At 40.2% G+C, this 24,575-nt stretch carries 31 protein-coding genes; 22 read left to right on the forward strand and 9 right to left on the reverse strand.

Annotation, left to right across the window (positions count from 1 at the left end):
• The first annotated feature begins 157 nt into the window (after positions 1–157).
• The 7 genes from ACYVJ6_RS15785 to ACYVJ6_RS15815 all read left to right on the forward strand — a co-directional run bounded on the left by ACYVJ6_RS15785 (position 158) and on the right by ACYVJ6_RS15815 (position 4,750).
• On the forward strand, positions 158–565 hold the full coding sequence (locus ACYVJ6_RS15785) for a DUF4199 domain-containing protein (protein WP_460695059.1): 408 nt from the start codon (positions 158–160) through the stop codon (positions 563–565).
• Between the two features lie 109 nt (positions 566–674).
• Entirely contained in the window at positions 675–881 is a 207-nt protein-coding gene (locus ACYVJ6_RS15790; RefSeq protein ID WP_460695121.1) for a DUF2752 domain-containing protein, read from the forward strand.
• A gap of 244 nt (positions 882–1,125) precedes the next feature.
• Positions 1,126–1,491, forward strand: a complete 366-nt coding sequence (locus tag ACYVJ6_RS15795; protein ID WP_460695060.1) for a TM2 domain-containing protein — start codon at positions 1,126–1,128, stop codon at positions 1,489–1,491.
• A gap of 117 nt (positions 1,492–1,608) precedes the next feature.
• Positions 1,609–2,706 (forward strand): Nif3-like dinuclear metal center hexameric protein, encoded by a 1,098-nt coding sequence (locus ACYVJ6_RS15800; RefSeq protein WP_460695061.1) that lies wholly within the window; start codon positions 1,609–1,611, stop codon positions 2,704–2,706.
• 233 nt (positions 2,707–2,939) lie between these two features.
• Positions 2,940–3,689: a zinc ribbon domain-containing protein gene (locus ACYVJ6_RS15805; protein ID WP_460695062.1), complete on the forward strand. Its 750-nt coding sequence runs from the start codon at positions 2,940–2,942 to the stop codon at positions 3,687–3,689.
• 204 nt (positions 3,690–3,893) lie between these two features.
• Entirely contained in the window at positions 3,894–4,265 is a 372-nt protein-coding gene (locus ACYVJ6_RS15810) for a ribosomal maturation YjgA family protein (RefSeq protein ID WP_460695063.1), read from the forward strand.
• 5 nt (positions 4,266–4,270) lie between these two features.
• The gene (locus ACYVJ6_RS15815) at positions 4,271–4,750 is read left to right on the forward strand and encodes a hypothetical protein (protein WP_460695064.1); all 480 of its coding nucleotides are present in this window, start codon (positions 4,271–4,273) and stop codon (positions 4,748–4,750) included.
• On the opposite strand, the gene ACYVJ6_RS15820 is transcribed toward ACYVJ6_RS15815, so the two are convergent.
• Entirely contained in the window at positions 4,747–5,817 is a 1,071-nt protein-coding gene (locus ACYVJ6_RS15820) for a PA0069 family radical SAM protein (RefSeq protein ID WP_460695065.1), read from the reverse strand. The genes ACYVJ6_RS15815 and ACYVJ6_RS15820 overlap by 4 nt on opposite strands.
• 96 nt (positions 5,818–5,913) lie before the next feature.
• Here ACYVJ6_RS15820 and ACYVJ6_RS15825 point away from each other — a divergent pair, with 96 nt between their 5' ends.
• Positions 5,914–7,005, forward strand: a complete 1,092-nt coding sequence (locus ACYVJ6_RS15825; protein ID WP_460695066.1) for a metallophosphoesterase — start codon at positions 5,914–5,916, stop codon at positions 7,003–7,005.
• Here the strand turns inward: ACYVJ6_RS15825 and ACYVJ6_RS15830 are convergent.
• From ACYVJ6_RS15830 to rsfS, 3 genes are all read right to left on the reverse strand, one after another.
• On the reverse strand, positions 6,994–7,632 hold the full coding sequence (locus ACYVJ6_RS15830; protein ID WP_460695067.1) for a LutC/YkgG family protein: 639 nt from the start codon (positions 7,630–7,632) through the stop codon (positions 6,994–6,996). The genes ACYVJ6_RS15825 and ACYVJ6_RS15830 overlap by 12 nt on opposite strands.
• 78 nt (positions 7,633–7,710) lie before the next feature.
• Positions 7,711–9,816 (reverse strand): ATP-dependent zinc metalloprotease FtsH, encoded by a 2,106-nt coding sequence (ftsH, locus tag ACYVJ6_RS15835; RefSeq protein WP_460695068.1) that lies wholly within the window; start codon positions 9,814–9,816, stop codon positions 7,711–7,713.
• A gap of 50 nt (positions 9,817–9,866) precedes the next feature.
• Positions 9,867–10,241: a ribosome silencing factor gene (rsfS, locus tag ACYVJ6_RS15840; protein ID WP_460695069.1), complete on the reverse strand. Its 375-nt coding sequence runs from the start codon at positions 10,239–10,241 to the stop codon at positions 9,867–9,869.
• Between the two features lie 49 nt (positions 10,242–10,290).
• Here rsfS and ACYVJ6_RS15845 point away from each other — a divergent pair, with 49 nt between their 5' ends.
• The 5 genes from ACYVJ6_RS15845 to pfkA are packed head-to-tail and all read left to right on the forward strand — an operon-like array spanning position 10,291 to position 14,684.
• Complete coding sequence (locus ACYVJ6_RS15845) at positions 10,291–11,064, forward strand: biotin--[acetyl-CoA-carboxylase] ligase (protein WP_460695070.1); 774 nt, start codon at positions 10,291–10,293, stop codon at positions 11,062–11,064.
• A 1-nt stretch (position 11,065) separates the two neighbouring features.
• Positions 11,066–11,518 carry a protein-disulfide reductase DsbD domain-containing protein gene (locus ACYVJ6_RS15850; RefSeq protein WP_460695071.1) on the forward strand — a complete coding sequence of 151 codons (453 nt, stop codon included), beginning with the start codon at positions 11,066–11,068 and terminating at the stop codon, positions 11,516–11,518.
• 10 nt (positions 11,519–11,528) lie between these two features.
• Entirely contained in the window at positions 11,529–11,978 is a 450-nt protein-coding gene (locus ACYVJ6_RS15855; protein WP_460695072.1) for a protein-disulfide reductase DsbD N-terminal domain-containing protein, read from the forward strand.
• Positions 11,979–11,982: 4 nt separating this feature from the next.
• Positions 11,983–13,707 (forward strand): protein-disulfide reductase DsbD family protein, encoded by a 1,725-nt coding sequence (locus tag ACYVJ6_RS15860; protein WP_460695073.1) that lies wholly within the window; start codon positions 11,983–11,985, stop codon positions 13,705–13,707.
• The gene (gene pfkA / locus ACYVJ6_RS15865; protein WP_460695074.1) at positions 13,707–14,684 is read left to right on the forward strand and encodes a 6-phosphofructokinase; all 978 of its coding nucleotides are present in this window, start codon (positions 13,707–13,709) and stop codon (positions 14,682–14,684) included. Before ACYVJ6_RS15860 ends, pfkA begins: the two co-directional genes overlap by 1 nt.
• A gap of 7 nt (positions 14,685–14,691) precedes the next feature.
• Here the strand turns inward: pfkA and ACYVJ6_RS15870 are convergent, their stop codons facing one another.
• Entirely contained in the window at positions 14,692–16,104 is a 1,413-nt protein-coding gene (locus tag ACYVJ6_RS15870; RefSeq protein ID WP_460695075.1) for a PAS domain S-box protein, read from the reverse strand.
• Positions 16,105–16,278: 174 nt separating this feature from the next.
• Here ACYVJ6_RS15870 and ACYVJ6_RS15875 point away from each other — a divergent pair, with 174 nt between their 5' ends.
• The 9 genes from ACYVJ6_RS15875 (at position 16,279) to ACYVJ6_RS15915 (ending at position 21,877) form a co-directional block, all read left to right on the forward strand.
• The gene (locus tag ACYVJ6_RS15875) at positions 16,279–16,917 is read left to right on the forward strand and encodes a 30S ribosomal protein S16 (RefSeq protein WP_460695076.1); all 639 of its coding nucleotides are present in this window, start codon (positions 16,279–16,281) and stop codon (positions 16,915–16,917) included.
• 76 nt (positions 16,918–16,993) lie between these two features.
• The gene (gene rimM / locus ACYVJ6_RS15880) at positions 16,994–17,518 is read left to right on the forward strand and encodes a ribosome maturation factor RimM (protein ID WP_460695077.1); all 525 of its coding nucleotides are present in this window, start codon (positions 16,994–16,996) and stop codon (positions 17,516–17,518) included.
• 115 nt (positions 17,519–17,633) lie between these two features.
• Positions 17,634–18,053 carry a hypothetical protein gene (locus ACYVJ6_RS15885; RefSeq protein WP_460695078.1) on the forward strand — a complete coding sequence of 140 codons (420 nt, stop codon included), beginning with the start codon at positions 17,634–17,636 and terminating at the stop codon, positions 18,051–18,053.
• The gene (locus ACYVJ6_RS15890) at positions 18,050–18,250 is read left to right on the forward strand and encodes a helix-turn-helix transcriptional regulator (protein ID WP_460695079.1); all 201 of its coding nucleotides are present in this window, start codon (positions 18,050–18,052) and stop codon (positions 18,248–18,250) included. Before ACYVJ6_RS15885 ends, ACYVJ6_RS15890 begins: the two co-directional genes overlap by 4 nt.
• Positions 18,251–18,252: 2 nt before the next feature.
• The gene (locus ACYVJ6_RS15895) at positions 18,253–18,669 is read left to right on the forward strand and encodes a VOC family protein (protein ID WP_460695080.1); all 417 of its coding nucleotides are present in this window, start codon (positions 18,253–18,255) and stop codon (positions 18,667–18,669) included.
• Positions 18,670–18,722: 53 nt separating this feature from the next.
• On the forward strand, positions 18,723–19,397 hold the full coding sequence (trmD, locus tag ACYVJ6_RS15900; RefSeq protein WP_460695081.1) for a tRNA (guanosine(37)-N1)-methyltransferase TrmD: 675 nt from the start codon (positions 18,723–18,725) through the stop codon (positions 19,395–19,397).
• 150 nt (positions 19,398–19,547) lie between these two features.
• Positions 19,548–19,895, forward strand: coding sequence for a 50S ribosomal protein L19 (rplS, locus tag ACYVJ6_RS15905; RefSeq protein ID WP_460695082.1), 348 nt, complete (start codon positions 19,548–19,550; stop codon positions 19,893–19,895).
• A gap of 218 nt (positions 19,896–20,113) precedes the next feature.
• The gene (locus tag ACYVJ6_RS15910; RefSeq protein ID WP_460695083.1) at positions 20,114–21,145 is read left to right on the forward strand and encodes a hypothetical protein; all 1,032 of its coding nucleotides are present in this window, start codon (positions 20,114–20,116) and stop codon (positions 21,143–21,145) included.
• The gene (locus ACYVJ6_RS15915; protein ID WP_460695084.1) at positions 21,146–21,877 is read left to right on the forward strand and encodes a bactofilin family protein; all 732 of its coding nucleotides are present in this window, start codon (positions 21,146–21,148) and stop codon (positions 21,875–21,877) included.
• Between the two features lie 18 nt (positions 21,878–21,895).
• On the opposite strand, the gene ACYVJ6_RS15920 is transcribed toward ACYVJ6_RS15915, so the two are convergent.
• From ACYVJ6_RS15920 to ACYVJ6_RS15935, 4 genes are read right to left on the reverse strand one after another with little or no spacing between them, the layout of a single operon-like run.
• The gene (locus ACYVJ6_RS15920; protein WP_460695085.1) at positions 21,896–22,600 is read right to left on the reverse strand and encodes a phosphatidylserine decarboxylase family protein; all 705 of its coding nucleotides are present in this window, start codon (positions 22,598–22,600) and stop codon (positions 21,896–21,898) included.
• 22 nt (positions 22,601–22,622) lie between these two features.
• Positions 22,623–23,435, reverse strand: coding sequence for a phosphatidate cytidylyltransferase (locus ACYVJ6_RS15925; RefSeq protein ID WP_460695086.1), 813 nt, complete (start codon positions 23,433–23,435; stop codon positions 22,623–22,625).
• 3 nt (positions 23,436–23,438) lie between these two features.
• Positions 23,439–23,645, reverse strand: coding sequence for a putative signal transducing protein (locus ACYVJ6_RS15930; RefSeq protein WP_460695087.1), 207 nt, complete (start codon positions 23,643–23,645; stop codon positions 23,439–23,441).
• 15 nt (positions 23,646–23,660) lie between these two features.
• Positions 23,661–24,572, reverse strand: coding sequence for a lysostaphin resistance A-like protein (locus ACYVJ6_RS15935; RefSeq protein WP_460695088.1), 912 nt, complete (start codon positions 24,570–24,572; stop codon positions 23,661–23,663).
• Positions 24,573–24,575 lie beyond the last annotated feature (3 nt).

The following is a 24,575-nucleotide window of genomic DNA, read 5'->3' on the forward strand; positions in this document are numbered from 1 at the left end:
AAGCCATTTTTAGCTTATCTAACAACAATTGTGCTAATTAAATGAAACAATATACACCTATAGTTTCTTTTTATAGTACGTTGAGTAATTCAGGTTATTAAGCGTCGTACATTCTAAATAATAAAACACACAACAATTGACCTAAAACTATACTAAAATGAAAAATGCATTAATTTTTGGGCTGATAATCGGCATATTGAGCGGGTTATGGCTACTTACCTTACACTCTTTTGGTTTTCATGTTGAAGACAACCAGGCTTCCAATTACGAATATTTTTCAATACTTATACCCATAACAGGCTTGTTCTTTGGTATCAGGAGCTACCGTGCTAATGAGCTTGGCGGAGAAATGGGCTTTTTTGAAGCCTTGATACAAAGCTTTAAAATATTACTGGTAGGCGGTATTGTTGCTATTTTTGCCGGGATAGTTTATGTTAATTATGTAGCTGCAGGCAATAATCTGCGCGATTTTTCGAGCCGTATGTTTGGGGCCTTGCTGGTTGGTATTTTAAGCGCGTTTGCCGTATCTTTATTACTTGCAAACAGGTCTAATAAAATCGAGTAAACGGTTCATCGCTAAAAACTTTGAATTGCTTTTTTGGGGAGCTGCCTTAATTGCTTTGGCAATTACCGATCCTACGACTCCATCACACTATACTTTATGCCCGCTTAAATTGACGGGTATAACCTGGTGCCCCGGCTGTGGTTTGGGGCATTCTATTGCCTTTCTATTGCATGGGGATATTAAAAACTCTTTTGATGCTCATTGGATAGGGGTACCTGCATTAGGTATTATCTTATACAGAATTGTGGTTTTGGTTCGCAATTCGACTCACCCGGTCGGCGCTTCGCTGGACCACCCTCTCTTCCGCAAGCGGTAAAGAGGGTTTTTACCAGATAGATATCCCTCTTTACGCCAAAGGCGAAGAGAGGGACGACGAGCGGCTGAGCGAAGTCGGGGTGAGTCGATAGCCAAGTGTAATCTCTAACTCACGTCAACTTCACCGCCCAAATAACCACATTTACCGATTTGTTATCCCATTTTGCCCATTTTGCATTGTCCGGGTATTAACGTTATCTTAGTTTTGGTTCATCATTTAAAACAAACTATTAACTTTTAAAGCAATGGATAATTTTCAAAACCCTTATATGCCCTTTTCAGACACAACACCCGAAGAGTGGAGCTTTTTACAACAAGCAACGGCCGATCTGACAGAAAACCAAAAGAAATTTTTTTATATGGTTTACTCCAGTAAAAGAAGAAAATCACAAGACTTACTATTGGCAACGCTGTTAGGCTTTTTCGGATTCGCAGGTATACAGCGGCTTTTGGTGGGCCAAATATTTATGGGGGTGATCTACTTTCTTACATTGGGTTTCTGCTTTATAGGAACAATTATCGATGTAGTAAATCACAAAAGCTTGGCAACTGAGTTTAATCGCACAATGGCTTTTGAGAGTTTCCAGATAGCTAAAGCACACGCCGCCTAAAACTACGTAGGGCTTTGCCCGATTAATATATACCAGTGCAGAGACGCCCCGGAAATACCGGAGCGCCTCTGCGCGTTTATGGTGATTTTTGATATATTTATACGATCATTAAAAGCTATGAAACTATCGCAACTTGTTACTTGTTTAGAAACCCTTGCCCCCCTGCATTATCAGGAAGATTATGACAATGCCGGGCTAATAGTGGGTCAGCCGGATAAGGAAGTAACGCAGGCATTGATATCATTAGACTGTACCGAAGCCGTGGTTGATGAGGCCATCGGCACAGGCTGCGAAGTCATCATATCACACCATCCTATTGTTTTTAAAGGACTAAAAAGATTTAACGGCAAAACCTATGTGGAGCGCGTGGTGGAGAAAGCCATCCGTCATAACATAGCGCTGTATGCCATACATACCAATTTGGATAGTGTGTTAGATGGCGTTAACGCCCGCATTTGCGATAGGCTGGGTATAACCAACCGGCATATCCTATCGCCCAAACAAAATATTTTAAAAAAACTGGTTACTTATGTACCCATAAGCCATGCCGACCAGGTGCGTAATGCCTTGTTTGTTGCGGGCGCAGGCAACATTGGGAATTATACCGAAACCAGTTTTAATACCGAAGGAGCAGGAACGTTTAAGGCTAATGAGGATGCCAACCCTTATGTTGGTGAAGCCGGGGTGCGCCATACTGAAAATGAAATAAAAATAGAAACCATTTACCCGATTAACCTGGAAAGCAAAGTGCTGATGGCGCTTGTATTGGCGCATCCTTACGAGGAAGTAGCCTACGATCTATATGCCTTAACCAATCAACACCAGCAAGTAGGCTCGGGTATGGTAGGCGAATTGGACACGCCTGTAAATGCCGAAGATTTTTTAAGGTTGATAAAAGACAGGATGCAAACCGGGGTTATTAAACATACCGAGTTTATAGGCAAACCTATTAAAAAAGTGGCCGTTTGTGGTGGCTCGGGAAGCTTTTTATTGAAGCAGGCCATAGCAGCAGGGGCCGATATGTTTATCACCGCTGATTATAAATACCACGAGTTTTTTGATGCCGAAGGCAAGATCATTATAGCCGATATAGGCCATTTTGAAAGCGAGCAGTTTACCCAGCAGTTGCTGCAAGATAAGTTGCAGGCTAAGTTTCCGGCGTTTGCGACTAAGTTAACATCGGTTAATACAAACCCGGTAAGATATTTCATATAAAGCATTGTCATCTCGAACATAGTGAGAGATCTATACACGCGCTCGTTTTACAGATCTATGTATAGATTTTTTCGCTCCGCTCAAGAGGCAGTTCTCGTTATCACTCGAAATGACACTGTGAAAAATGTCTTGAAAAAGAGCAAATTACAATTGAATTATAAAATATTTTAAAAATTTCGTATCTTTGCCATCCGTTTATAAAAAAGAAATAAGTATAAATCCCGTCATAAATAATGGAACAAACCGTAGAACAAAAGCTTAAAGCGTTATACGAGCTACAAACTATCCACACCAAGATTGATAAAATTCGCCAGGTTAGAGGTGAATTGCCGATGGAAGTTGCTGATTTGGAAGATGATGTAGCAGGATTAGAAACCCGTATCCAAAAGATCAAAGCCGAATTGGATGATTTGGAGGATGATATAGTTACCCGTAAAAATTTGATCAAAGAAGCCTTAGCTAATACCAAAAAGTATGAAGCGCAGCTTAATGAGGTTAAAAACAACCGTGAGTATGATGCTATCTCAAAAGAGATAGAAATACAAGGGTTAGATATACAGGTAAGTGAGAAAAAGATCAAAGAATTTGGTTTTGAGATAGCCAACAAAACCCAGGTTTATGAGAAAGCATTAGCCGACTTAGAAGCCCGTAAAAGCGACCTGGAAGCTAAAAAAGCAGAACTAGGTACTATTACAGCCGAAACTGAAAAAGAAGAAAGCGAACTGAATGTATTAGCTGAAAAGGCTATTAAAGGCGCTGATGAGCGTTTATTAGTTGCTTATAACCGTTTGCGTCAAAACGCTAAAAATGGTTTAGCAGTAGTAACCATCCAGCGCGATTCATGTTCAGGATGTTTTAACCAGATCCCGCCTCAGCGCCAGTCTGATATCCGTCAGCGTAAAAAGATCATCGTTTGCGAGCATTGCGGACGTATTTTAGTTGACGAGCAAATGGCTTTAGAAGCCGAAACAGCAACAGCCTAATACATTATACCCCGATATACAGAAAGCGCCCGAAAGGCGCTTTTTTTGTTTAGAATAACCAAAAGTTCCCCTCCTCGGAGGGGGTGCGGCGGCATTGTGCGATGGTGGGGGTCGGTTTCGCCGCTTTTCTAAACCCCTCCTTACACCCTCCAGAAGGGAGGGAATCGCACCGGCCCTCGCTTCGATAATTTTGTATATTTATTCATGCTAAAATCCCGCATTACCTGGTTCGTAATTATTTGCATTACCATTTTGCTGGGTTTGGCATCCCGTTATTTTAGCATCATCCCATTATTTGTTGGTGATATATTATGGGCCACTATGGTTTACTTTATAGTGCGCTTTTTGTTTATTAATAAGCCGGCAAGTTTTATAGCCACCGTAAGTTTGCTTTTTAGCTTCGCGATAGAGTTTAGCCAAATCTATAAAGCGCCATGGATAGACAACATCCGCCCAACCCTATTTGGCCGCCTGGTTTTAGGCGCTACCTTTAATTGGGGTGATATGGTTTGTTATACCGTTGGGGTGGGGATTGGGGTGTTGGTGGAAAAATACCTTTTACCAAGAACAGCATAAATCATATGGAAATATTTATACCTCACAAATTCAGAACATTAACTGCTTTCAGTATTGTTGCTATCGTTGCAGTTATCATTTTCGTTAATAACAACTCACGGGACAAAAAAGATTATGATAAGGTAACGGGAAAAATTATCTACTTGGATAAAAAAATGGGAGAATGGCCCAACAGGGATTTTGGGAAATACCGATATTTAAAGCTTGAGAATTACAGTTCCCCTTTCGAGATTTATACTGATGAACAGGGTAAAAGATTTGATAGTCTAAAAAAGGGAGATATTATCACGGCTTATTTTTATGTAGATACGACTTTTAGTGATGATGACATAAATCGTCATCTACAGTATGTCGAAAAAGACCACAAGCTATACTTTGAAAGGGGTGATTTCCGAATTTTGTTGGGCTATAGTATAATAGGTTTTCTTGTTTTTACTATAATTCTTTGGTGTGTTTTGTATCAAAAAGGTAAAATACCGTATTAAAACAACTCCGTCTGCTTACCACCCTTAGGCACAAACAAACTATAATCATGTGGCGGCATTTCTCGCCCTGCCAGGAAGCGGTTACAAGCCATGCGGTATAACTGATGAATAGACGTCGCCACTTGCCCATCGCCACTCATGCGGCGGCCAAAATCGCTGTCGTTTAGCTTGCCGTCATGGCAGGCGCGTATCATATTTAAAACTTTCTCTGCCCTGTCCGGAAATGCCTTGTGCACCCAGTCGGTAAATATTTCGGCAATGCTGCCATTTAATCGCACAATGGTAAATCCGGCGCCCAAAGCGCCCCTATCTGCCGATGCTTTAATGATATCCGGTATCTCGTTACTGTTTAACCCGGGAATGATCGGCGCAGCCATAACCCTTACCGGTACGCCACTTTCGGATAGCTTTTGGATAACCCCTAATCTTCCGTTTGCAGTTACCGTACGTGGCTCCAGTTTTTGTCGTAGCTGCTCATTTAGCGAGGTGATGGATACATTAACGTGTACCAACCGTAGTTTAGCCAGTTCCGAAATAATATCCAAATCGCGCAATATCACATTATTTTTGGTGATAATGCTTACCGGGTTTTTGTATTGTAAAAATACCTGTAGCAATCCACGCGTTATTTTTAACCGGCGCTCTATGGGTTGGTAGCAATCCGTATTACCAGATAGTAATATAGTTACCGGTTTATAGTTCTTCTTGTTAAAATACTGCTCCAATAATTCGGGGGCGTTACGTTTTACAATGATCTTGCGCTCAAAATCCAGCCCGGCACTAAAGCCATAATATTCATGGCTGTTACGGGCATAACAATATATGCAACCATGTTCGCATCCCTGGTAGGGATTAATGGAATACATATGGCTCAGATCAGGACTGTTTGATTCGCTTACAATTTTTTTTGGTGTTTCTTCAAACAGCTGCGTGGCGGTATTTTCAAGTAAAGGCTCATCTAATCCTTCAATATGGTCCAGTACATATTTTCGTTTTAAAAATTTATTGTCGGTATTAACCTGCGCCCCGCGCCCCTTAAAAAATTCGGAATTTTCCTGATGTGCCATCAAACAAATTTGCTAATATTTTTAGCAAATAGCAATACGGTGTGGAGAAAATATTTTAAAGAAAAACACTACTTTGCCGTTTCTGTTCAATAGCTAATGCGCAACTTTTTAAAACGTCTTTTAACAAAACCCGTTATTAAACTGGCCAACCGGGTATCAAGTCGGCCTGACAAACGCAGGGTTTTTAAATCGTTGAGTAAACTGTATGAAAAAATTATTAGCAACTCCGGTAAAAGGGGCGTTATAATTCCGTTTGATGGGGCTAAGGACAAGTTTATTATTTTTTCTGATCAGCATAAGGGTGCAAGAGATGGGTCGGATATGTTTGCCAAATCAGAAAAGAATTACCTGGCCGCATTAGACCATTATAATAAGGAGGGTTTTACCTACATCAACCTTGGCGATAGCGAGGAGCTTTGGGAAAACCTTTTTGTCACCATAAAAAGACATAATAAAAGCACTTTTGAGGCCGAAAAAAAGTTTTTGCACAGAAATGCCTTTGTTAAAATATTTGGCAACCATGACCTGTATTGGGATAACGACCCGCTTGCTGCTATAAGCCTGATGCAGATTTATGGCGAAGCGATAAAGGTTTATGAGGGCGCCATACTGCAAACTACAGTGAATAATAAGCCACTTAATATTTATCTAACCCACGGCCACCAGGGGGATCTGCAGAGCGATGGTAACTGGTTAAGCAAATGGTTTGTATCTACCATTTGGGCGCCGTTTGAGGCGTATTTAAGTATTAACCCCAATACACCCGCCAATAATAATTTATTAAAAACAGACCATAACCGTTTAATGTACGAATGGAGTGCTAAACGGAAAAACACATTATTAATAACCGGACATACGCATCAACCTGTATTTAGATCATTAACTGAATTGGAAAGGGTGTATGAAAAGTTGGATGAAGCAAAAAAGAATGAGAATGATAAATTAGTTGATGACTTACAACGCAAGATACTTGAACTGCGCTTAGAGGGCGGCATGGCTCCTGATTTTACCGGATACCTGGATACCTATTTTAACAGCGGCTGCTGCTGTTTTGATGATGGCGATATTACCGGGTTGGAAATAGCTGATGAATACATCCGACTTATTAAATGGGAGTATAAAGGCAAACAAACCCTGCGCAGGATTTTAGAAGAATGTAAGTTGGAAGAGTTGAAATTATCCGTCTAATAAAAAAACAAACAACTCTTTAGGGCCGTGGGCACCTAAAACCAATGTTTTTTCAATATCAGCAGTACGGCTTGGTCCGGTCACGTTACTGATCATGGATGGCATATTGGCGCCGTATTTATCTTTAATAAGTTTTAACCCATCTTTAAGATCAAGCACCAATTGTGAGGAATAAGCCAATACAATATGTACCGGGGGATAAATACTTAAACGCCGGCCTGCAGCATTAGCGTTTGACAGCAGGATACTGCCATTACGGGCAATTAAAGCCTCGCAAAGTGTAAAGCCCACTTCGGCATCATCAAAATCTTTGTCAGTTTCAAAGTAAGGATATTCGTACCGGGCTAATACTTCTTGCAAGGCAGGTTCCCAGCAATATATTTTATGCCATTTACGCTCTTCGGCAAGGCTTAGTAACGTTTCAATAAATTGTATCTCATCCTCGCAATAAACAAACTGGCCCGATACCTCGGTAAACTGTTCGGCAAATACTACCTCCAACATTTCATTGTTAGGCTCGTAATGCGGCAATATCTCTAATTGCGGATAAGGGTTATCGCGCTTTTCAAGCAATGCCTGTCTTATTTTTTTAAGTAGTTTTTCTTTGGATGTAGTTATATCCCTCATGTGGTAGTAAATTAGTTAACCAGAGATTAGTTAATTAGTGAAAAGCGGACTAATCACTAATTAACTAATCTCCAATCACTATTCTCCTGTTGCATCTTTTTCTTCAGGGTTGCGTTCAAAGGTGCCTGAATGATCGCCCACGCCTTCATGAACCAAACTTTGAGCAGCAGGCTCCTGGTTTGACTCTGGCCCATTTACAAATTCATCATAAGTGGTACGGTTCTCAAACGGACGTTTACCTAAAATCTCTTCCAGGTCTGATTGGAATAAAATTTCTTTTTCTATTAACTTCTCTGCCAGCTTTTCTAAACCTTCGCGTTTGTCGGTCAATAATTGCTTGGTGCGCTCGTAGATAACGTTGATCTGGTTACGTACTTCCTCGTCAATTAACTGCGATGTTTTTTCAGAGTATGGCTTGCTAAACTGGTACTCGCCTTGCGAATCGTTAAAAGAAACGTTACCCACTTTGGCATTCATACCGTAAATGGTAACCATAGCATAAGCCAGCTTGGTAATACGTTCCAAATCGTTTTGCGCACCGGTAGATATTTTACCAAATACCAACTCTTCAGCAGCACGGCCACCTAAGGTCATGCTCATGCCGTCTTCCAACTGCTCTATAGTATATAAAAACTGCTCTTTAGGTAAATACTGCGCATATCCTAAAGCGGCTACGCCACGGGGAACGATAGAAACCTTAACCAACGGATCGGCATGCTCCAAAAACCAGCCTGCAATAGCGTGACCAGCTTCGTGGTATGCAACAATACGTTTTTCTTCAGGAGATATGATCTTGTTCTTTTTCTCTAATCCACCAATTACACGGTCAATAGCATCCTGAAAATCCTGCATATCTACCGCTTCTTTGTTTTTACGGGCGGCAATCAATGCGGCCTCGTTACAAACGTTGGCAATTTCGGCACCTGCAAAACCCGGGGTTTGTGCCGATAACTTTTTAGCGTCAACACCTTCGGCTAATTTTACCGGTTTAAGGTGAACTTTAAATATTTGCTCGCGACCGATCAAATCAGGTTTATCAATAGATACCTGCCTGTCAAAACGGCCCGGACGCAATAATGCCGAATCCAACACATCCGGACGGTTAGTTGCAGCCAGGATAATGATACCCGAGTCGGTACCAAAACCATCCATCTCCACTAATAACTGGTTTAAGGTGTTTTCGCGTTCATCGTTACCGCCTACCATATTGTTTTTACCGCGTGCACGGCCAATAGCATCAATCTCATCAATAAAAATAATACAAGGAGCTTTATCTTTTGCCTGGCGGAACAGATCACGAACACGCGATGCTCCCACACCAACAAACATCTCCACAAAGTCTGATCCTGACAGGGAGAAGAAAGGTACCTGTGCCTCGCCTGCTACAGCTTTTGCCAATAACGTTTTACCTGTACCCGGCGAGCCTACCAATAGTGCGCCTTTAGGTATTTTACCACCCAGGTTGGTGTATTTTTTTGGATTGCGTAAAAAGTCAACAATCTCCATTACTTCCTGCTTGGCTTCTTCCAACCCGGCAACGTCATTAAATGTTACGGATACCTGCGCTTCTTTATCAAACAGGGTAGCTTTTGATTTGCCAATATTAAATATCTGACCACCGGGGCCGCCACCGCCGCCACCCGTCATACGGCGCATAACAAACATCCATACAGCAACTATTAATACCAGCATGATGATAAACTGCATAATCGGACCTGAAAAAAAGCTATCGCGCTGCTCGTATTTTACAGCTACTTTTTGCGATTCAGGTACATCTTTTTGGGCAGCATCTATAGATAGCTTTAAAGACTCATTAGAGGGGTATTGAAAAGAATACTGAGGGTCATTCACAGACATGCTAAAAGAACGCTGTGCTTTATTTGCATCGGCATATTCCGGCTTTTTTAAACTGTCTTTTTTAATAAAAACCTCAACAGTTACCAACTCTCCATTTTTAAAGGCAACCAGATGGTCAACATCACCCGGAATAAGCATTTTACTTTCAAACCTTTTATAATCAATAAGTGCACCCCCATTGTTGCCCGAAAAAAGGGCAACAATTAAAAACATGCCTATAGCAACGGCGTAAAGCCACATAAAATTAAATTTAGGCGGCTTAGGTGCAATTTTTTTATTCGGTATTTTACGTATCGGTTTGGGTTTATCCAATTTATCGTCTTTCATTTTTTTATGATCTCACTATGTAAGTATTAATTATATAGGTAGGAGTAAGTTTAAGCGCTTTTATAACTTTTCACTTCGGCATCGCCCCACAATTCTTCTACGCCATAAAACTCCCTTTTGTCTGTTCTAAAAACATGGATAACCACATTTACATAATCCAGCAGTATCCATTCGCCATATTCGAGGCCTTCTTTTCGCCACGGATCTTGTTGTATGGCTTTATATATTTCGTCTTCAATACTATTTGCTATCGCTTTTACTTGTGTGGCCGAGTCTGCATGACATATTACAAAATAATCAGACACGGAACTATGTATATTTCTGAGGTCTAACCTGACAATGTCATTGCCTTTTTTTTCCTGTATGCCATGTATGGCTAATTCAGAAATGTAAGTCGATTCATTTATCGCTTTATTTTTTACCATTAAAAAGAATTAGTTTTGAACGTTTTTGAGTTAAACATTATATATTACTTTGCAAAATAACACATTTTCGGCATTATTTGTTGGTCAAAATTTACTGACATTAAAAGAAGTAAACTCTACAAACGATTTCCTCAAGAACTTATTGTCAAATTCCAAGCCATTGCCAGAGGGAACGGTCATTATGGCAGAAAGTCAATTTGCCGGCCGGGGGCAGCAGCAAAGCAAATGGCATAGCCAGCCGGGTAAAAATTTAACTTTTAGTTTGCTGCTTAACCCCTTATTTTTAGCTATAGCTGATCAGTTTGATTTAAATAGGGTAATAAGCCTGGGAGTGGTGGATGCATTGGAGCTATTGTTAGGTAATGAATTAAAAATAAAATGGCCCAATGATATTTATTATGGCGATAAAAAGATGGGCGGGATTTTAATTGAGAATTTAGTACAGGGCACACAACTCAAACACGCCATAATCGGTATTGGTTTAAATATTAACCAGGAAAGTTTTCCTGAGGCTGCGGGTAATGCTACTTCGTTAAAACAAATCTTACATAAAGATTACGATTTGCGGGCGTTATTGTCAGACATTTGCAGTCATATTGAAGCCTGGTACTTAAAATTGCGTGAGGCTAAAAAAGAAACTGTAAGGATTGCTTATCTTGACCGACTATATTGGTTAAACCAGCAAAAGCAATTCAGATCAAATAATAACACCTTTGCCGGCGTTATAACCAACGTAAAAAGCAACGGACTGCTTGTTATAAAAAATGATAAGGACGAAGAATTGGAGTTTAATCTAAAAGAGATTGAGTTTTTAAATAAATAAAATGAAAAAATTAGGATTATTGATAGCTGCGTTAATGATAACTATCGGCGCATTTGCGCAGATCGAAGCACCTGTAAAATGGTCATACGCGGCAAAAAGGATTAGCCCAACAGAAGCGGTTGTATTCTTAAAAGCTACTATACAGCCAGGCTGGCATATATATTCACAAAACGTTAAAGAGGGTGGACCTATTAAAACCTCATTCACATTTGCATCATCAAAAGACTTTACCCTGGTTGGCAAAACAATTGAGCCAAAGCCTGTCACTAAGTTTGAAAAGGCCTTCAAAATGAACGTGAGCTATTTTGAAAAAGAAGTTATATTTCAGCAAAAAATAAAAGTTAAATCGACAAATACTGTTACCGTAAAAGGCAAACTGGAGTATATGGTATGTAATGATTTAAAATGCCTGCCACCAGAAGAAGTTAACTTTATAGTTGCTGTAGGCAAATAAAAGCAGTTGAATGAAAAAGCTATTGGTGTTAATTGGTGTCTTAGTGTTAAGCGTGGTTGCAAATGCACAAATAGAAACCCCGATTAGGTGGGCCCAAGGGTCTAAACGGATCAGCGATACCGAAGCCATGGTATTATTGAGGGCACGTATACAACCCGGTTGGCATATTTATTCGCAAATTGTAAATGAAGGGGGGCCAATTAAAACCTCATTCACATTTGCACCATCTGAAACTTATACTTTAGCCGGTAAAACAATAGAACCAACTCCAAAAACAAAGTATGAAGAGGGATTTAAAATGAATATTGGCTATTTTGAAAAGGAAGTAATTTTTCAGCAAAAAGTTAAGCTTAAATCTACATCTTCAACTGAGGTAAAAGGTGTTTTGGAATACGCGGTATGTAATAAAATAGGCTGCCTGCCGCCCGAAGAGCTTGCGTTTAACATTCCTATAAAATAAATTTATGATGGCATCCAATAAACGCAGTTATATTAAATTGGCAATTAAGTTGCTAATGTTGGTCGCCATTTTTTGGATGGCCGGGGTAACACCGGCATCTGCCAGTCAAACACAAACTGCCGATACGGTATCTACCGCTGATGTTACGTTTACCGACATACCTACCGCAGCCGACAGCATAGCTGCCCGCAAACAAGAACAAGCGGCGGCCAAATCAGCATCTGCAATAAATAAAACTACGGTTAGCGAAGAAAAAGAAAAATCCCTTTGGGAAATATTTATTGCCGGCTTATTAGGTGGTTTTACCGCGGTGATATTACCTTGTATCTATCCGTTGCTGCCCTTAACGGTTAGCTTTTTTACCAAAAAGGCGGGGTCGCGTTCAAAGGGAATTTTACACTCGTTGATATATGGGTTATCCATTATTGTTATTTATGTAACGCTTGGGCTTATTGTCTCTATCCTGTTTGGCTCTGATGCCTTGAATCAGTTAGCTACTAACGCCGTTTTTAACCTGTTTTTCTTTGCATTGCTCGTCATATTTGGTATATCCTTTTTGGGTGCATTTGAGATTACGCTGCCAAGTTCATTAGCCAACAAAATGGATGCTAATTCGGATAAGCGGGGGCTGGTGGGTATATTTTTTATGGCAGCCACGCTGGTTGTGGTTTCGTTTTCCTGTACGGGGCCAATAATTGGCTCTCTGCTGGTACAAGCCGCATCAAAAGGTGACAAGCTGGGCCCGGCTATAGGTATGCTTGGTTTTTCATTGGCCCTGGCCCTGCCATTTACGGCATTTGCATTGTTTCCTTCGGGATTAAAAAGCCTCCCTAAATCTGGCGGATGGCTCAATAGCGTTAAAGTGGTATTAGGGTTTTTAGAGCTGGCTTTTGCGCTTAAATTCCTATCAAATGTTGACCTTGCTTATCATTGGAATTTATTGGATCGTGAGGTGTTTTTATCCATTTGGATAGCCATTGGTTTATTAATGGGACTATACCTGATAGGCAAACTCAAATTTTCGCATGATAGCGAACTGCCTTATCTATCTATACCAAGAACATTAATAGCTATAGTAGTTTTTGCATTTACAATATATATGGTGCCCGGTTTATGGGGTGCGCCATTAAAATCAATAAGCGCATTTTTACCACCACCGGCCACGCAGGATTTTGATCTGACCGGAAATCCGGCAGCATTGCCTCCTGCAACCGCACAGGTTACATCCATCAAGCAAAAAAAATACGAGGATATATTTAGTCGCGGTAAAGTAAAAGGATTAGATGCCTGGTATGATTATGAGCAGGCATTACAAGCCTCAAAAGAACTGAATAAGCCTATACTGATTGATTTTACCGGGTGGAACTGCGTTAACTGCCGTAAAATGGAAAATGATGTATGGTCCGATCCGGCAGTATTTAAATTGCTGCGCGATGATTTTATTTTACTACAGTTATATGTGGACGATAAAACCGAACTTTTGCCACAAGAACAGTACGTTTCTACCTATAGCGGAAAAAAAATTAGTAATTTAGGCGCAAAATGGAGCGACCTGGAAGCTGACAGGTTTGGTGCCAATTCGCAGCCGTTTTATGTAATGCTGGATGGTAATGGTAATCTGCTTAAAGACGATTCCGGAGCTGAAATTAAACCATCGCCGGCTAATTACAACACAAGAAGTTATAAAGATTTTTTAGATAGCGGTATACGCGCTTTTCATAATAAATAATGACAAAGATTAAAAGGATAGGGGTTTTAACATCAGGGGGCGACTCGCCGGGAATGAATGCGGCCATACGTGCGGTTGTGCGTACGGGCATGTATTATGATTTAGAGATATTTGGCATACGCCGTGGCTTTGATGGGTTGATAAATGGCGATTATTTCCAGATGTACCGTAAATCCGTCTCAAACATTATACAACGTGGCGGCACCATGCTAAAAACCGCCCGAAGTGAGGAGTTTAAAACAGTTGAAGGCCGTAAGCAAGCCCATGAACAATTATTAAAACACGGAATTGATGGTTTGGTGGTTATTGGTGGTAACGGTACATTTATTGGTGCCGAGGCATTTGTAAGTGAAACCAATTTCCCCGTAATAGGTATGCCCGGAACAATTGATAACGACCTGTTGGGCACCGATTTTACTATTGGTTATGATACTGCTATAAATACGGCAATGGAAGCTATTGATAAGATACGCGATACTGCCGAATCGCACGCGCGTTTATTTATTGTTGAGGTAATGGGCCGCGACTCGGGCCTGATAGCCTTACGTACAGGCATAGGCGCCGGTGCCGAAGTAGTTTTAGTTCCCGGTACCAGTTCGGACACGGAGGCATTATTTTACAGGTTGAAGCATGGCCGTAAAGATAAGTCGGCAAGAATTGTCATTGTTGCGGAAGGTGAAGAGCCGGGTGCCGGGTTTGAGATTGGGCGCATGGTGAAGGAAAAATTTCCTAATTACGATACGCGTGTTTCGGTATTGGGCCATATACAACGCGGTGGCCACCCTACATGTATGGATCGGGTATTGGCAAGCCGCTTAGGCGTTGCTGCTGTTGAGCGTTTATTAGCGGGTCATTCAAACGAGATGGTTGGTGTGGTACATGGCGAAATTGCCTATACACCCTTAGAAAAGGCCGTTAAACATCACGTTAAAATAAATGAGCAGTTTAAAAAGATTGTAGAAATACTTTCTTTATAAAGTGCGCTTAATCCTCTTCTTGTTTTATTGTTCCATAGCCAATATTTAAATCGGTAGTAAAGGTTTTGTCAACAATTTGATATATAACCGTATCTATCTCCTTGCTAACTGTAAAGAGATGGTCAATGATTTCTTTATTGGCAGGGTTGCTAAAATTTTCTTTATCAATAATATTGATGAGGCCCAGCATGCTGGCAACCGGACGCCGCAAATCATGTGAACTAAGTGTAGCAATGTGTTTTAAACGCTCATTTTGGTCAATTAATGCCCTTTCGGTTTTAAGCCTTTCTGTAATATTGCGCGAAAAACAGCCAACGCCTATAATTTCTCCCGTTGCAGTATATATTGGGTTAAAATAGGTTTCATAATAAATGGGGTTATCCTGCGTGTAGTTAATCCCTTTTTTAGTGATCAGGTATTTTTCACCGTTAAAAGCCCGATCATAATACATGCGCCATTCATTTATTAGCGGTTCGCCATAACTTTCAATGTATTTGGCTGAGTGATGATGTTCGCCTTTTACAGGAGTAATCCCAATATGAGCGAACACGGCTTTTTTGTAAGCCTTGTTCATATAAACGTACCGGCGTTCGCTGTCAATGGACCATATCAGATCGTCGGTATTATCAATTAACCCTTCAATATTGTTTTTGGTTAATAGGATCTCCTGTTCGATGATCTTTTTTTGGGTGATGTCCTGGCCAATACCCTGGATTTCTGTAACCTGCCCGGTGTCATTGGTAACGGATATAAACTCCCATTGGGTATCATACACCTCGCCGTTTTTTGCCGATTTTTTATGCGTTAAATGAATGACTTTGCCCGGCTGATTTAGGCATTTATAAAACGCTTTTTCACATAAGGGGAGGTCTTCGGGTAAGGATGTTATTGAAAAATGTTTGCCTATAATTTCATTAGCCTTATATCCCAATGTCTTTAAAAATTGCCGGTTGGCAAAAGTAAACTCTCCTTTAGTATTAATGCGGATCAAAAAATTGGTTTGCGAATCAATTAATGAGTTTAAAAATTGCTCGCGGATATTACTTTCTTTTTGTGACTGAACTTTTTCGGCAGCATCCGGGGCGACGATTATGCGGCAATTACGATTGTCGTATTGAATGTTACCGATGTTTATCAGCGCATAAACAGGTTCACCATTTTTATGCACATGTCTCCATACCCCTATGGTGGTAAATTTTTTTGATAACTCTTCACCATCTTTACTTAAGTAATCAGCAGGCTTCGATGCTTCCAGGGGGGAGCGAATATCAATCATATTCATTGCCAAAAACTCATGCTCGGTATAACCGTAAGCAGCTGTAGCGGCTTCATTTACTTTTAAAATGCGTAGGGTTGGTATTTCATAGATCCACATGGGATTTGGACTATGATCAAACAATACGCTGAACGTATCAAGCATAGTAACTAAGTAGATAATGTATAAAAGTAATAAATATACAGACTTTTTACAATCAGCAGGGTTGTGCTATATTTTTGAAAGATAAAATTTTATAATAAATATATTTTGTTACCTTTGCAGCCCCGCTGAACGAAACTCCGGGGATAATGTTGAACACATAAACAATAAAAAAGAATGGCAACTAAGATCAGATTGCAAAGACACGGTAAAAAAGGAAAACCTTTTTACTATATTGTAGTAGCGGATGCTCGCGCACCAAGAGACGGACGTTTTATAGAGCGTTTAGGTTCATACAACCCAAACACCAACCCTGCAACTATTGATATTAATTTTGATAAAGCATTTAGCTGGATAAACGAGGGCGCACAGCCAACAGATACCTGCCGTGCTATATTATCACATAACGGTTTATTATACAAAAAACACTTACAGGGTGGCGTTAAAAAAGGCGCATTAACCCAGGAGCAGGCAGATGCTAAATTTGCTGAGTGGACCGAACAAAAACAAGGTAAAATAACAGGAAAAAAATCTGACTTAATATCAGCTAAAGATGCGGCTCGTAAAGCGGCATTAGCAGCAGAGGCAATTAAGAAAGAAGAAAAAGCAGCAGCTATTTTAGCTAAAAACACTCCTGCACCAGAAGAGGCTGAAGAAGTAGAAGATGCTCCGGTTGCTGAAACAGAAGTAGAGGAAGCACCAGTTGCAGAGGCTGAAGTAGAAGAGGCTCCGGTTGCAGAGGCTGCTACAGAAGAAGCACCAGTTGCTGAAGCTCCTGCAGAAGAAGAGGCTCCTGCTGACGATAAAGCAGAATAATTATATTTAAAAAAACATTATCAAAAAAGCGGAGAACCTAAAGGTCTTCGCTTTTTTACTTTTAAGACATTTTTAGATGAAAATAGAAGATTGTTTCAGGATAGGCAGCGTATTAAAAACCAAGGGGCTAAAAGGCGAAATGCAGCTATACGTTGATTTTGAGAACCTGGACGCTATTGATTTTGACGCCCTGTTTATTGAAATAGGCGGCAAGTTGGCCCCCTTTTTTGTCGAGTCGATAAAATATCAGCAAAAAAATGCCGCCTACCTTTATTTGGAAGATGTAGATACTATTGAAAAAGCTACTCCCTTGGTTAAAAAGGACATCTACCTGCCCAATAAACTTAAACCCAAAAAGAAAAAAAGCGATTTTACTTTAAAGGACCTGAAAGGTTTTACAGCCATCGATGAAAACGAAGGAGAACTTGGCCAAATAACTGCCATACACGAATATCCACAGCAATTAATAGCCGCGGTTACCTATAAAGGATGCGAAGTGCTGTTTCCCCTAAATGAAGAAATAATAAAGGGCATTGATGTGGTGAGCGAGATTGTAACTATTGATTTGCCTGACGGGTTACTAGAGATTTATCTCGACTAAGCCCCCTAACCCCCTAAAGGGGGAACTAATTAGAAATAAAATAAATTTTTTGTCAAGTTTATTTGACTTTTGTCAAATTTGTTTTACATTTGGTGAAACAAAGTTGACAAAAATTATGAAAACACGGTTCCTATTCCCTTATTGGTGCAAGTATTTAGGATTAGCACTTTTTTTAGTTCATCTGCCTGTTTGGATGTTCTGGCACCGGACGGTTTCGGCTACAGACGAGGGTTTAGGCAGCAATCATGTGTTTTTTGTAGTAACTACATTATTCATGATAACAGGCCTGGTATTGTTCGCCTTTTCAAAAGAAAGAATTGAGGATGAACAAATTGCGCAATTACGCATGGATTCACTACAATGGGCAGTTTACCTGAGCTATATACTTTTAATCCTTGAACTGGCGTTCCATGGCAAAGCTGGTTTGAAAGATATTACCTATATGCATGTCTGGGTTCCATTAATGGTGTTTATTACTATTTTCCGCTGGAAAATGTTCCGTAACAGCCAATACTCTAAAGAGGACAGCATATGAAAAACTCATTACGCGTTGAACGCGCTATAAAAAATATAACTCAGGGCGAATTGGCCGAATTGATAGGCGTATCGCGCCAAACCATTAATACTATTGAGAGTAATAAATACATACCCTCAACCGTACTGGCCCTAAAAATTGCAAAGGTTTTTGGCAAACCGGTTGAAGAAATATTTAATTTAGAGGACACGGATTAATTATGGATACAATAACCGCGTTTGCCCCGCTGCTTACTATTAACAAAGGGGTAAAAGATATTGATTTTTATAAAAATGCTTTTGGAGCAATTGAAAACTGGCGACTTAATAATGATGACGGTAGCATTCACGTAGCCGAATTTTTAATAGAAGGCGCCATGTTTCACCTCCATGAAATGATGCCGCAAAGCCCTGAAAAGGTAAGTCCTGGTACATTCAATGCCGGTACAGTAGTCATCGGTTTGTTTACAGCCGATGTGCATGGCATGTTTAACCGGGCTGTGGCAGCCGGAGCTACTATCCTGTCGCCGGTTATTGATTACGAATATGGTTATCGGCAGGGAGAGCTGAAAGATCCTTTTGGTCATCAATGGGTAATACAGTGCAAAATCCCCGCATCACCTGATTGGAAAGGGTAAGTGCTCATAAAACTAATCTCTAATCTCCAATAACTAATCTCTAAATTTGCACCATGCGTTTTGATATCATTACCGTTTTGCCGGGTTTGTTGGAAAGTCCTTTTGCACACTCTATTTTACAGCGTGCGCAAAAAAAGGGCATTGCCGAAATAGTGGTGCATAACCTTCGCGACTATGCTACCAACAAACAAAAAAGCGTGGACGATTACCCCTATGGTGGCGGCAGCGGCATGGTAATGACCATTGAGCCATTTGCCGCCTGTATAGCAAAATTAAAAGCCGAGCGGGAGTACGATGAGATCATATTCATGTCGCCGGATGGAGAGACGTTGAACCAGCCAATAGCTAACCAGTTATCTATCAAAAAAAATATCATTATCCTTTGCGGGCATTACAAAGGTATTGATCAACGTATACGCGACCTGTTTGTGACCCGCGAGATATCAATTGGAGATTATGTACTGTCTGGCGGCGAACTGCCAGCAGCGGTACTGGTAGATGCCGTAGTAAGGTTGATACCAGGTGTGCTGTCTGACGAAACTTCGGCGCTGTCTGATTCTTTCCAGGATGGCTTATTGGATGCCCCGGTTTACACCCGACCTGCCGATTGGAACGGCCATAAAGTGCCCGACATATTATTAAGTGGCCACGCCGGCGATATTGAAAAATGGCGCCATGACCAGGCGTTGGAGCGTACCAGGCAACGCCGGCCGGATATGTTGGATTAGGGACGCAAAGTACTCCGTCTCTACAGCAAATTTGTTAACAAATCATAATTTGTTGAAATTTTTAAAATCAACTTTTTATTATTAAAAAAAATCCCTATACTTGCAATCCGATTTTTAGGGAGCTAAAAGTCGCTTTAACAGCTTAAAATCATGGATTTAGTAAAATTTGTAGAAGAGCAAACAGTAACAGTTAATAAGTTTCCGTCATTTAAGGCGGGTGATACTGTGAGCGTACATTATAAAATCAGAGAAGGAAACAAAGAACGTATCCAGGTTTACCAGGGTGTTGTTATTCAGCGTAATAGTGCTGGTGTTTCTGAAACATTTACTGTACGTAAAGTTTCAAACGGTATTGGCGTTGAGCGTATATTCCCTGCCAATTCCCCTAATATTGAAAAGGTTGAAGTAAATAGCCACGGTAAAGTACGCCGCAGCAAACTTTACTATCTGCGTGCCCTTACCGGTAAAGCAGCCCGTATCAAATCAAAAAGAGTTTAATTACAACCTTATAAAAAAAGAGCCTTTCTGTTTTTCAGTAAGGCTTTTTTTATGCATATAAATGCTGTAATTTTAAAAATTATTGCTGCTGAAAGGTAATAATATATATATTGTCATTTATAAAATGTATTTTCACGTGTTTTAGGTGGTTACAAACTAAAATAACTATAAATAGCAGTTGAATTATAACCGTATAAGAACCTTAATAAAATAATTGTATGTTACTATCGCAATCTTTTTCCAGTTTAATTGAGAACAACAATTCTGCGTTGAATAACACATCTGCAGATTTACTGAACGGACTGAAGGTATTTCATAATAATCAATGGTACATTTGCGGCAATTTGGCGCTTTACGAAGGACAGGCTCCCCATAAACTGATCAATTCATCGCCAAATGACTTGGATTACCAATTATTGGTTAAGGCGGCTATGCTATTAGTGGCTGATAATGTGGAGCAACCACTAACGATCACTACCGGTTTCCCTTATGCAACTTACCGCATCTACAAAGATACCGCGACAGAAGAGTTAAGGAAAACGCATATTATTGACCACGATACATCAACTTACGGGGGTTCGGGTAAAAAAACGGTTATACTGGATGTTAAAAATGTAGATGTTATCCCTGAGATTGTAGGATGTTCGATAGCCTTGCGTAAAGGTGAAGAAAAAGCAACAGGTAACTTCTTTATATTAAGTTGTGGTTTCGGTACGTTTGAGTCTGTATTAAGTATGGATTCTGGCGTTGTTGAGCAAAGTATGATAAGTACCCATGGCTTACGCTACGCTATCAATTATATGATCAATGAGCTTTCAAAAAGCCATTATTTGGACTTGAGAACAGCACATACCCTGGATGAAGCCTTCCAAAAAGGGCACTTATTTATCGATAAGAAAAATGTTGATGTAAGAGAGATCCGCAAAAACGCTTTAAAATCATACTACAACGAGGTTATTTCGCCCAACCTGCGTAATGTTATTACCGATAAAAACTTAATGCGCGCCAACAAAATTTACTTATGCGGTGGCGGTATGTATTACCAGGACCTGGTAGATTGCTTTAAGGCCGAGTTTGGTGATATTACACAAATTGAAGTGGTAAATGACCCTGCTGCTTTGGCAAGTAAAGGTTATGCGCTTAATTCATTACGTATTTCAGGTGGTTTGGAAAAATCATCAATAGGTATTGATATTGGCAACTCTACAACTGTAGTAACCCGTTTTGCCGGCGAACAACAACAACAGTAAATGCTGAAATTTTTCAGGAAAACGCCGCAAAAGCCTGTAATAAACTCTTTGAGTAATATTAATGGGCTGGTGAGGGAAGGAAATGATTACTTGTCTGACAAGGTGATTTTTCTTGACCAAAAATTAGCAGCCAACCTGTTTTGCTCCGAAAATATATTTATTGAAAAAGATGGGGAATTAGCAGGCAATATCTGCGGAAAACATTGCGTAATAAGCGGTACTGTCAGCGGTAATATATCAGCAACCGAGTTGCTGGAGATAACCAAAACCGCCATAATAAAAGGTAAAATAAGGGCTACCGATATCTGCATTGAGCCGGGCGCCGTGGTTAATGGCGCTATTACTATTGGCGAAGACAAAGCGGCGGCTACAACTTTGGCAAGCCGAATTAAAAAGCATACCGCTGAAGAATATGCGGAGGCAAGATCTTTAGATGAACACTCTAAGGACGAGGCATTAGATAAACCGGCAACAATAGCCGGGTCCAAAAAGGAATTAGTTACTCCACCTCCTGCCCAGGCCGTTCAGCCACAATCCAAACAACCGTTACCTGAGCCGGAAACGGTTAAAGAAATTGAACCTTTTAAAAAGGAAGAACCTAAACAGGCTACCCCACCAATACCCGCAGCCGAACAAATTATACAGGAAGAACCAGAGGAAAAATTACCCGTTGCTCCGCCAAGAAAAGCCCCTGAGCCTAAAAAAGACGATAATATTCAGCGATGGTGGTAACCAATCGCTCAAAAAAAATTAAGCAGTTTTTTCTTTAACCTTTTTGGTGGGTGTTGGTTTAGCTGCAGGCAACTCGGCTAATACGGTTTTACCGCCTTTAACAACCTGGCCCAACTCAACATTGATTTTGGTACCTAACGGTAAAAAGATGTCAACCCTTGATCCAAATTTGATGAAGCCAAACTCATCGCCTTGTTCTACCACATCACCTTCTTTTACATACCAAACAATACGGCGGGCCAATGCGCCTGCAATTTGGCGGAACAAAACCGGTATGCCCGTACTGGTTTCGGTAACTACCGTAGTACGCTCATTTTCGGTAGATGATTTAGGGTGCCATGCTACCAGGTATTTGCCCGGGTGATATTTAAAATATTTAACCACCCCACTTATAGGGTTACGGTTAATATGCACGTTTATAGGCGACATAAAAACAGATATCTGTATGCGCCTGTCTTTTAAATATTCGGTTTCGTCAGCCTCTTCAATAACCACCACTTTACCATCAGCAGGGCAAAGCACTTGAGTTTCGTCTTTAGCTATAGTAATTGCCGGGCTGCGGAAAAACTGCAGGATAGTAACAAATAAGGCAAAGGATAAAATATAGATCAACCACTTCACAAAAAAGGCGGTAGGGAAGTAAAATTGTATAAATGCATTCAGTACAAATATGAACAGAATGCAAAGTGCCATTGAGGTATATCCTTCTTTATGAAATTTCATTTGGTATTAATTTAATGCAAAACTACGAATTTGTAATGAAGTATAAATAAGCGTACACAACTGGGGCAGCAATAAGCAGGCCATCAAAACGGTCAAGCAGGCCGCCGTGTCCGGGTAATAAGCCGCCGGAGTCCTTGATGTTGATGCTGCGTTTAAACATAGATTCTATCAAATCGCCTGTAGTACCAAAGCAGCTAATTAATACACCCATAATTATCCAGTGCGTTACTGTAATGTCTACAAAGTAATTACTGATAATAAAAGCCGCACCGGCTGTAATCAATACACCGCCTATAAAGCCCTCCCAGGTTTTTTTTGGCGAGTGCCTTTCAAATAATTTTGTTCTACCAAATTTGGTGCCCACTAAATAGGCACCGGTATCATTGGTCCACAGCATTAATAAAAATGCCATCGGGTAGTGAAAGTTAAAAGCACTGTTTACATAACCTAAGCGATGAAAAAAGGTAAACGGCACCACTGTAAAAAATATACCCAGATAGGTATAGGCTACATTAGTAAAAGGCTTTTCGTGTTTTTTAAAAAGTTCCTGTATAAATATAGTGCTTAGTATTACAGGCAATAGTGCCGGTAATTTAGCATGGAAGGAATCGTGATGGTGCGTTATAATAGCATAAACAGAATAGATCAAAATCCCGCTGGTTATACCGGTTATCCAGTTAGGGTTAGTGCCGCTTTTTTTAACGTTGGTATAAAACTCCCATAAGCAAAAAACACTTAGCACTAAATAAAATATATCAAATACATATGGTCCTAATAAAACAGAACCCAGCATCACAATAATAAAAAAGAACCCGGTTATGGCGCGTAATTTCATAGTTTAAAGTTGGTTCAGGGCCATTATTTCCACAGCCTTGCTAAAATCTTCCTGGTGTATATAAACTTCAATGACTCCAAAAGTGCGGTATGATGAATCCTGCTTATTTAGTAAAACGGCGTCTATCTGGTTTTCAATAAGCACTTGCTTTACAATTTCTGACCGGTAAAAATCTGAAGAAGTAAAAATTTTGATCCAGTCTTTTTCCATTTAACCTGCCTGTATTTACGTTTTTTCTGTTGCCAGTTTTTTATACATAAATAGTAAAAATAATACAATTATCAGGCTAATTATATAGGCGACATAATTAAACATATGCTGGTCGTCCGGGTTTACTTTTATTTTTTTATGCTGATATAAATAGGTTACCACTACAGCGGTGCCGTTATTAATAAAATGCCCCCAAACTGCCGGCCATATACTGCCGCCCCATGCTACAAAATAACCCAGAACTACACCCAACATCAACCGGGGTAAAAAGCCAAAAAACTCCATATGAAAGCTGCTGAATAATATGGCGGTAATCCATATAGCGGCATGATAATTTTTGGTCCAGCGGGTAAAAATGGTTTGTATAACCCCTCTAAACATAAATTCCTCGGCAATGGCGGTGAGCAGGCCCACTATGATGACATTTCTGATCATACTGCCAACCGTTTTCATCTGTAATAGTATGCCGGTTAGCTTTTGGGCGGCATCTTCCTTTTCGCGCATCCAATCATATATAAATTTTAATGATGGAGGGAACGACATTTTTTGATTGATATTAGCCAAAAATTCGATCAGGGGCGATGATATGAACATGATGCAAAAAACCAGCACCAATAATACGGGTGGAAAGCTCCATGTGGGCCTCAAATATTCCTGGGGTTCTTTAACAATAACTTTGGCAAAAAGCACAGGCGCAATAAATAGCGGAATAGTAGTACTTACAACCTGCAATATCCATAAAGCATTAATAGTATCAGGGTTAGTTAAGTTTAATTGTGCCAATTGCATTAAGGTTTCCAGTCCATAAACAGCAAATATTGCCAATACCCCTAACAGGTACCCTATCATCATAACCCCGACGGCAATGCCAATAAATAAGATCAGCTGAATAGCCGGAGAGGGTTGCTTGCGCTGATTTGTGGTCATTTG

The sequence above is a fragment of the Mucilaginibacter puniceus genome, assembly GCF_054783175.1.

What these genes read in the sequence shown, in the direction of transcription:
- ACYVJ6_RS15785 (WP_460695059.1), top strand. Translation starts at nt 158, where the DNA reads ATGAAAAATGCATTAATTTTTGGGCTGATAATCGGCATATTGAGCGGG.
- ACYVJ6_RS15795 (WP_460695060.1), top strand. Translation starts at nt 1,126, where the DNA reads ATGGATAATTTTCAAAACCCTTATATGCCCTTTTCAGACACAACACCC.
- ACYVJ6_RS15800 (WP_460695061.1), top strand. Translation starts at nt 1,609, where the DNA reads ATGAAACTATCGCAACTTGTTACTTGTTTAGAAACCCTTGCCCCCCTG.
- ACYVJ6_RS15805 (WP_460695062.1), top strand. Translation starts at nt 2,940, where the DNA reads ATGGAACAAACCGTAGAACAAAAGCTTAAAGCGTTATACGAGCTACAA.
- ACYVJ6_RS15810 (WP_460695063.1), top strand. Translation starts at nt 3,894, where the DNA reads ATGCTAAAATCCCGCATTACCTGGTTCGTAATTATTTGCATTACCATT.
- ACYVJ6_RS15815 (WP_460695064.1), top strand. Translation starts at nt 4,271, where the DNA reads ATGGAAATATTTATACCTCACAAATTCAGAACATTAACTGCTTTCAGT.
- ACYVJ6_RS15820 (WP_460695065.1), bottom strand. Translation starts at nt 5,817, where the DNA reads ATGGCACATCAGGAAAATTCCGAATTTTTTAAGGGGCGCGGGGCGCAG.
- ACYVJ6_RS15825 (WP_460695066.1), top strand. Translation starts at nt 5,914, where the DNA reads ATGCGCAACTTTTTAAAACGTCTTTTAACAAAACCCGTTATTAAACTG.
- ACYVJ6_RS15830 (WP_460695067.1), bottom strand. Translation starts at nt 7,632, where the DNA reads ATGAGGGATATAACTACATCCAAAGAAAAACTACTTAAAAAAATAAGA.
- ftsH (WP_460695068.1), bottom strand. Translation starts at nt 9,816, where the DNA reads ATGAAAGACGATAAATTGGATAAACCCAAACCGATACGTAAAATACCG.
- rsfS (WP_460695069.1), bottom strand. Translation starts at nt 10,241, where the DNA reads ATGGTAAAAAATAAAGCGATAAATGAATCGACTTACATTTCTGAATTA.
- ACYVJ6_RS15850 (WP_460695071.1), top strand. Translation starts at nt 11,066, where the DNA reads ATGAAAAAATTAGGATTATTGATAGCTGCGTTAATGATAACTATCGGC.
- ACYVJ6_RS15855 (WP_460695072.1), top strand. Translation starts at nt 11,529, where the DNA reads ATGAAAAAGCTATTGGTGTTAATTGGTGTCTTAGTGTTAAGCGTGGTT.
- ACYVJ6_RS15860 (WP_460695073.1), top strand. Translation starts at nt 11,983, where the DNA reads ATGATGGCATCCAATAAACGCAGTTATATTAAATTGGCAATTAAGTTG.
- pfkA (WP_460695074.1), top strand. Translation starts at nt 13,707, where the DNA reads ATGACAAAGATTAAAAGGATAGGGGTTTTAACATCAGGGGGCGACTCG.
- ACYVJ6_RS15870 (WP_460695075.1), bottom strand. Translation starts at nt 16,104, where the DNA reads ATGCTTGATACGTTCAGCGTATTGTTTGATCATAGTCCAAATCCCATG.
- ACYVJ6_RS15875 (WP_460695076.1), top strand. Translation starts at nt 16,279, where the DNA reads ATGGCAACTAAGATCAGATTGCAAAGACACGGTAAAAAAGGAAAACCT.
- rimM (WP_460695077.1), top strand. Translation starts at nt 16,994, where the DNA reads ATGAAAATAGAAGATTGTTTCAGGATAGGCAGCGTATTAAAAACCAAG.
- ACYVJ6_RS15885 (WP_460695078.1), top strand. Translation starts at nt 17,634, where the DNA reads ATGAAAACACGGTTCCTATTCCCTTATTGGTGCAAGTATTTAGGATTA.
- ACYVJ6_RS15890 (WP_460695079.1), top strand. Translation starts at nt 18,050, where the DNA reads ATGAAAAACTCATTACGCGTTGAACGCGCTATAAAAAATATAACTCAG.
- ACYVJ6_RS15895 (WP_460695080.1), top strand. Translation starts at nt 18,253, where the DNA reads ATGGATACAATAACCGCGTTTGCCCCGCTGCTTACTATTAACAAAGGG.
- trmD (WP_460695081.1), top strand. Translation starts at nt 18,723, where the DNA reads ATGCGTTTTGATATCATTACCGTTTTGCCGGGTTTGTTGGAAAGTCCT.
- rplS (WP_460695082.1), top strand. Translation starts at nt 19,548, where the DNA reads ATGGATTTAGTAAAATTTGTAGAAGAGCAAACAGTAACAGTTAATAAG.
- ACYVJ6_RS15910 (WP_460695083.1), top strand. Translation starts at nt 20,114, where the DNA reads ATGTTACTATCGCAATCTTTTTCCAGTTTAATTGAGAACAACAATTCT.
- ACYVJ6_RS15915 (WP_460695084.1), top strand. Translation starts at nt 21,146, where the DNA reads ATGCTGAAATTTTTCAGGAAAACGCCGCAAAAGCCTGTAATAAACTCT.
- ACYVJ6_RS15920 (WP_460695085.1), bottom strand. Translation starts at nt 22,600, where the DNA reads ATGAAATTTCATAAAGAAGGATATACCTCAATGGCACTTTGCATTCTG.
- ACYVJ6_RS15925 (WP_460695086.1), bottom strand. Translation starts at nt 23,435, where the DNA reads ATGAAATTACGCGCCATAACCGGGTTCTTTTTTATTATTGTGATGCTG.
- ACYVJ6_RS15930 (WP_460695087.1), bottom strand. Translation starts at nt 23,645, where the DNA reads ATGGAAAAAGACTGGATCAAAATTTTTACTTCTTCAGATTTTTACCGG.
- ACYVJ6_RS15935 (WP_460695088.1), bottom strand. Translation starts at nt 24,572, where the DNA reads ATGACCACAAATCAGCGCAAGCAACCCTCTCCGGCTATTCAGCTGATC.